This is a genomic window from Streptomyces sp. NPDC034670, assembly GCF_055574875.1.
Genome location: NZ_JBVITR010000042.1, coordinates 62553 through 65565, shown reverse-complemented (window position 1 = coordinate 65565; position 3013 = coordinate 62553). Strand labels below are relative to the sequence as shown.

General features: G+C 76.8%; 5 protein-coding genes. All 5 read left to right on the top strand.

Going from position 1 to position 3013, the window contains the following annotated elements:
• A partial coding sequence (locus ACZ56B_RS24620; protein ID WP_468794625.1) for a hypothetical protein occupies positions 1-183 on the top strand: 183 nt, incomplete at its 5' end.
• Positions 184-211: 28 nt separating this feature from the next.
• Entirely contained in the window at positions 212-784 is a 573-nt protein-coding gene (locus ACZ56B_RS24615; protein WP_468794622.1) for a gas vesicle protein, read from the top strand.
• The gene (locus ACZ56B_RS24610; RefSeq protein WP_468794619.1) at positions 774-1706 is read left to right on the top strand and encodes a gas vesicle protein; all 933 of its coding nucleotides are present in this window, start codon (positions 774-776) and stop codon (positions 1704-1706) included. Before ACZ56B_RS24615 ends, ACZ56B_RS24610 begins: the two co-directional genes overlap by 11 nt.
• 49 nt (positions 1707-1755) lie before the next feature.
• Positions 1756-2070, top strand: a complete 315-nt coding sequence (locus tag ACZ56B_RS24605) for a gas vesicle protein K (RefSeq protein ID WP_468794616.1) — start codon at positions 1756-1758, stop codon at positions 2068-2070.
• The gene (locus ACZ56B_RS24600; protein WP_468794613.1) at positions 2067-2876 is read left to right on the top strand and encodes a GvpL/GvpF family gas vesicle protein; all 810 of its coding nucleotides are present in this window, start codon (positions 2067-2069) and stop codon (positions 2874-2876) included. The genes ACZ56B_RS24605 and ACZ56B_RS24600 overlap by 4 nt, the downstream gene beginning before the upstream one ends.
• Positions 2877-3013: the final 137 nt, after the last annotated feature.

Below are 3013 nucleotides of genomic sequence, written 5' to 3'. Positions count from 1 at the left end.
GGCCGGCCGGCCGTCCCGCGGCGGGCGGCGACGGGCGCACCGGGCCGTGCGGCCGTGAGCCGGTCGCACGGCCCGGCCCCCGACGCGCGCGGCCGCGCGGTGGCGTACGAGGCGGTACCGCGTGACCTTCCCGGGGAGCCGTCCGCCGTGCGGCCGCCCGCCGGCGGCACGGCGGGTGTGTGAGGGAAGGGAGAGCGGTTAAACGGCTGGAATGAGCAGCTATCCCGAAAGGATCACGTCGAGCGACAGCGGGTTCCCCTCGACGGTCTCCCGGCACGACCCGCCCGCCCGCGCGGTGCCGGGTGCCGGCACGGCCCCGATGCAGCCCAGGCGGGACGGCGAGGGCAGCCTGGCGCACGTGGTCGAGACCCTGCTGGACAAGGGCCTCGTGCTGAACGCCGACATCATGGTCTCGGTGGCCGGGGTGGAACTGCTGGGCATCCGCCTGCGCGCGGCGCTCGCCTCGTTCGAGACGGCTGCCCGTTACGGACTGGAGTTCCCGTCCGGCACGGACACGGAGACCGCCGCGTGGCGCGAGACGAGGCAGGAGAAGGAGACCTGCCCGGCGTGCGGCAAGCGCGCCCCCGTCGAGCAGCTGCTGGACCAGTGGTGCCCCTGGTGCGGATGGCGCAGCGCCCAGGCCCGGTTGCGGGACGGCTCCGAGGGCGCCCCCGCGGCCGTCACCGCGGGCGGGGACGGCACCGCCGCCGTCGAAGGGGGCGGGGCCGACGGGGCGGCCGCACCGTCCCCGCAGGAGCGGGAGGCGCAGCGGCGTGACGGCTGACCGGTCCCCGATGCGGCCCACGCGGGATCCCCGGGTCACCCTGGACGACCTGGTGGAGGTCCTGCTGAACAAGGGCGCGGTCCTGCACCTGGACCTCATCGTCGCCGTGGCCGACATCCCGTTGATCGGCGTCTCGATCAGGGCGGCCGTCGCCGGGATGGAGACCATGCTGGAGTACGGGATGATGCGCCACTGGGACGACGCCACCCGCGCCTGGGCCGAGCGGTCCGCCGCCCGCCGCGCCCTCGACCTCAGGGAGGGCGAAGGCGTCCTCCACCGGACGAGCGGCGGTCACCTGCTGGCGGAGGGCGTCTACACCGGCTGGCGGCCCGGCACCGTCTACCTCACCGATCAGCGCCTCGTCGTCCTGCGCCACGAGCCGCGGGAGGTCCTGTGGCAGACCGAGCTCGCCGCCGTGCGCGCCGTGCGGCTGGAACCGGAGCGGACGGTCGGCGGCGAGGAGCGCCTGCGCCTGGAGGTGACCCTGGCCGACGGCGGGCGGGAACTGCTCTCGGCCCGGGAGCCGGAGAAGCTGCACGACCTGCTCACCCGGGCCTGCGCCGGCCGCCTCGCGCCCGCCCTCGGGTCCGGCCCCGCAGCCGAGGAGGAACCGCCGCTCGCCGAGGGACACCTGTGGTACCGGGAACCGCGCCGGTCCGGCCCGCTGTGGCGCGGCGGACGGGCGCGGCTGACCGCCGGCCGGCTGACCTGGAAGTCCCCGGTGGACTCCCGGCCGGCGCTGGTGCTGCCCACCGCGGACATCGCCGGGGTGCGGCGCCTGCCCGAGCGCGGCCCCGCCGGGGAGGGCGGCGTCCTCGCCCTGCGCACCACCGCGGGGGACGAGGTGCGGCTCGCCGCCGACGAGCCGGCCGCCTGGGCACGGCGGCTGGACGCGGCCCGTCCGGTGGCGGCGGCCGGATGAGCGGGCGGGCGGGGAACCGAGCACAGCAGCAGGAGGGTGGAGAACCGACATGCCGTTGACCGTCGACGAGAAGAGCCTCAAGCACGGAGTGCTGTCCCTCGTGGTCACCTTGGTGGAGGTCATCCAGGAGGCGCTGGACCGCCAGGCGCTGCGCCGCATGAACGGCGGCGACCTGACCCCGGAGGAGGCCGAGCGCCTGGCGGACGCCCTGCTGGAGCTGGACGAGGCGCTGGAGCAGATCAAGGAGGACCACGGCATCGTCTCCTCGGTCGCCGATCTGCACCGCGGCCTGGACGAGGTGGTCGACGACGTCGTCGACAAGCTGATCAACCCCCGGCGCTGGGCGGAGGAGGCGGGCGCATGACCGAGCACACGGCGCTGTACGTGTACGCGCTGGTCCCGGACCGGCGGGACGCCGCCGACGGCGTCACCGGACTCGACGGCCGCCCGCTGCGCCTGGTCGGCGTCCCCGGCACCACCGTCGCCGCGCTGGTGCACGACGCCACGCCGACTCCCTTCCAGGGCGACGACGAACAGGTGCGCCGCTGGGTGGCGGAGCAGAGCCGGGCGGTCACCGCCGTCTGGGAACGGACCGGCAGCGCCCTGCCGATGACCTTCAACGTCCTGGTCGCCGACGACGCCGCGTCCGGCCGGAGCGCCGAACGGCGCCTGGCGGACTGGATCACCGAGCAGGAACCCGACATCACCGGGCAGCTGGAGGAACTGGCCGGGCGGTGCGAGCTGCGGGTGGAGATCACCGTGGACCGCACGGCCGCCGCGGCCGGGGGCCTGGGGGAGGGTACGCCGGCGGACGGACTCGAAGGCCGGTCGCCCGGCATGCGCAGGCTGCTGGCCAAGCAGCGGGAACAGCAGGCCCGGAACGCGGCCGGGCAGCTCGCCGACTCGCTGCACGCCGAGGTCCGGCAGCGGCTGCTGGCCGTCGCCGAGGACCTCCGCGACCGCGGGCCCGCCCACCGCGACGCCGACGAGACGGACGTCCTGTCCGCCGCCCTGCTCGTCCGCGCCGAGGACGTCGACGCCGTCGGCACCGTGCTGAGCGAACTGAGGGACCGGCAGCCCGCCGTCCGCATCCGCTTCCTCGGCCCCTGGCCCCCGTACTCCTTCACCGACGCCCGGCACCGCGCCTACGCGCGGGAAGCGGCCCCCTGACGACCGGTCACGGCGTCGGGGGCCGGGACGGCGGGGGGGGGGGGGGGGGGGGGGAGGGGGGCGGGGGGGGGGGGGGGGGGGGGGGGGGGGGGAGGGGGGGGGGGGGGGGGGGTGGGGGGGGGGGGGGAGGAGCCTCC

Bases quoted from the DNA above. Each gene is read 5' to 3' on its own strand.
- ACZ56B_RS24615 (WP_468794622.1), top strand. From the start codon at position 212: ATGAGCAGCTATCCCGAAAGGATCACGTCGAGCGACAGCGGGTTCCCC.
- ACZ56B_RS24605 (WP_468794616.1), top strand. From the start codon at position 1,756: ATGCCGTTGACCGTCGACGAGAAGAGCCTCAAGCACGGAGTGCTGTCC.
- ACZ56B_RS24600 (WP_468794613.1), top strand. From the start codon at position 2,067: ATGACCGAGCACACGGCGCTGTACGTGTACGCGCTGGTCCCGGACCGG.